The sequence below is a fragment of the Pseudoflavonifractor sp. MCC625 genome (genome assembly GCF_018784545.1).
GTDB classification, from domain to species: Bacteria; Bacillota; Clostridia; order Oscillospirales; family Oscillospiraceae; genus Pseudoflavonifractor_A; species Pseudoflavonifractor_A gallinarum.
Genome location: NZ_WQOJ01000037.1, coordinates 1 through 1,383 on the forward strand (window position 1 = coordinate 1; position 1,383 = coordinate 1,383).

The following is a 1,383-nucleotide window of genomic DNA, read 5'->3' on the forward strand; positions in this document are numbered from 1 at the left end:
GAGCTGCTGGCCATGGGCGCGGACAAGGCCGTGCTGGTGTCCGGCCGTGAGTTCGGCGGCAGCGATACTTACGCCACCTCTCAGATCCTGGCCGCTGCGCTGAAGAAGATCGGCGTGGACGACGAGACCATCGTGTTCTGCGGCCGTCAGGCCATCGACGGCGACACCGCCCAGGTGGGTCCCCAGATCGCTGAGAAGCTGAACCTGCCCCAGGTGACCTACGTCTCCGAGATCAAGGCGGAGGGGAAGAAGATCACCGTGCAGCGGATGCTGGAGGACGGCTACATGACCATCGAGGTGGCGCTGCCCTGCCTGCTGACCTGCATCAAGGAGCTCAACGAGCCCCGTTACATGAGCGTGGGCGGCATCGTGGAGGCCTACAGCAAGCCCTACGAGGTGTATGACTTCAACACCCTGAAGGACGATCCCCTGATCGATCTGGACACCATCGGCCTGAAGGGCTCTCCCACCAACGTGTACAAGTCCTTCTCTCCCCCGGTGAAGGGCGCCGGCATGATGCTGGAGGGGGCCGACAAGGCCACCTGCGACAAGCTGGTGTCGCTTCTGGATGAGAAGCACCTGATCTGATCGAAAGGAGAGCAGAAAAATGGCTTTTGATAGTAGAGACACCGGCGCCTTCAAGGGCGTATGGGTATTTTGTGAGCAGCGCGAGGGCAAGCTGATGAGCACGGACTTCGAGCTGATCAGCGAGGGCCGGAAGCTGGCGGACGACCTGGGCGTGGAGCTGTGCGGCGTTCTTCTGGGCCACAACGTGGAGGGTCTGGCGAAGGAGCTGGGCGGCTACGGCGCGGACAAGGTGTACGTGTGCGACCACGAGCTTCTGGAGACCTACACCACCGACGGCTATGCCAAGGTGATCTGCGACCTGGTGGAGGAGAAGAAGCCCGAGATCTTCCTGATCGGGGCGACCAACATCGGCCGTGACCTGGGCCCCCGCTGTGCGGCCCGTCTGCACACCGGCCTGACCGCCGACTGCACCCACCTGGACGTGGATGTGACCAAGTACAAGGAGTTCCTGAAGACCACCTCCACCATCGACGTGGACAACACGGTCTTTGAGGAGAACACCAACCTGAAGATGACCCGTCCCGCCTTCGGCGGCCACCTGATGGCCACCATCATCTGCCCCCGGTTCCGTCCCCAGATGTCGACGGTTCGTCCCGGCGTGATGAAGAAGGCTCCCTTCGACCAGGCCAAGGCTGACGCCGTTGTGGTGGAGAAGCCCGCGGTGGCCCTGACCAAGGAGGACATCCATGTGGAGGTCCTGGAGGTGAAGAAGGCTGCCAAGAAGCTGGTGGACCTGATCGGCGCCGACGTGGTGGTGTCCGTGGGCCGCGGCATCAGCAAGGACGTGGAGAAGGG

Annotated in this window: 2 protein-coding genes; both read left to right on the forward strand. The window is 62.8% G+C overall.

The features are described from left to right. On the forward strand, window positions 1–588 hold a 588-nt coding region (locus GPK94_RS12495; RefSeq protein WP_215655966.1), incomplete at its 5' end, for an electron transfer flavoprotein subunit beta/FixA family protein. A 19-nt stretch (window positions 589–607) separates the two neighbouring features. Next, window positions 608–1,383 (forward strand): electron transfer flavoprotein subunit alpha/FixB family protein (locus GPK94_RS12500; protein WP_215655967.1); only part of this gene is annotated, 776 nt, incomplete at its 3' end.